This is a genomic window from Maribacter aquimarinus (assembly GCF_047345505.1).
Classification (GTDB): Bacteria; Bacteroidota; Bacteroidia; order Flavobacteriales; family Flavobacteriaceae; genus Maribacter.
This window is the reverse complement of the sequence record NZ_JBLFEO010000076.1, coordinates 1-1,270: the sequence shown is the minus strand read 5'-3', so window position 1 is coordinate 1,270 and position 1,270 is coordinate 1. Positions and strand designations below refer to the sequence as shown.

The window sequence follows — 1,270 nt, the reverse complement described above, 5'->3', positions numbered from 1 at the left end:
CAGGAACGGGGACAGGTCCACCGTGCCGCCGTCCTCCAAAGTAAGGATGTTGGCCCCGGTAATGGTCAGGGCCTGATCATCGGTGCTTCCCGTGGCAAGTTCCGCCAGGGCGCCCTCAACATCTGTGGCCGTGAAATTGCCGGCTGTGTCCGTAACCGCAACTTCCGTTGCCGTTTGGTCATCGGTGCCAGCAGCCGCCAGTACCGCGGTGAAGTCCACCGTCTGGGTGCCACCGTCCTCCAAGGTCAAGGTGAGCACGTCCGTTGTATTGTCAAGGCTGAAGGCCGTGATCTGTTGGTCGTCCGTATTGTCCAGGAAGGGGTTCAGGTCCACCGTTCCGCCGTCCTCCAAAGTAAGGACGTTGGACGCGGTAATGGTCAGGGCCTGGTCGTCGGTGCTGCCCGTGGCCAGTTCCGCCAAGGCGCCCTCAACGTCCGTGGCCGTAAAATTACCCGCCGTGTCCGTGACCGCAACTTCGGTTGCCGTTTGGTCATCGGTGTTGTCCAGGAAGGGGTTCAGGTCCACCGTACCGCCGTCCTCCAAAGTAAGGACGTTGGACGCGGTAATGGTCAGGGCCTGGTCGTCCGTGCCAGCCGCCGCCAATACCGCGGTGAAGTCCACCGTCTGGGTGCCGCCGTACTCTAGTGTGATTGTCAATATGTTCGTGCTGTTGTCAAGGCTGAAGGCCGTGATCTGCTGGTCGTCCGTGTTGTCCAGATATGGGGTCAGGTCAACGGTACCGCCATCTTCCAGGGTCAGGATGTTGGCCCCGGTAATGGTCAGGGCCTGATCGTCGGTGCTGCCCGTGGCAAGTTCCGCCAGGGCGCCCTCAACATCAGTGGCCGTGAAGTTCCCGGCGGTGTCCGTAACCGCTACCTCGCTGGCGTTCTGGTCGTCAGTACCCGTAATTGTGGTGCTTGTTCCGTCTTCACTTTCGTAGGTAAAGGTACCATCCGCATTATCCGTAAGTGTCGTGATGGTTTCAGAAATGGTTACAGAGGCTACATTCAAATACAAACCTCCGTCTGCTGCTACTTGTATATCATTATTTGCTTGACCGCTCACCAAGTTAATAGTCTCACTTGTACCGGCTTCATTGGTATAGGTAAAGGTGCCGTCACCATTATTGACAAGGTTCGTCAGCGTTTCCAGGTTCGCCACGATGTTGGAAAGGTCCAATTGCGTGGTGTTGCCCGCTTCGTCCGTGTAGTCGATGTTGGTGTCGTCCGCGTTCAGGGCGATGCTCGTCAATGTCTCCAGGTTCGCGACG

At 57.7% G+C, this 1,270-nt stretch carries 1 protein-coding gene; it reads right to left on the bottom strand.

The window, feature by feature from the left end:
* On the bottom strand, positions 1-1,270 hold a 1,270-nt coding region (locus ACKWCC_RS19315), incomplete at both ends, for a hypothetical protein (protein WP_413997606.1).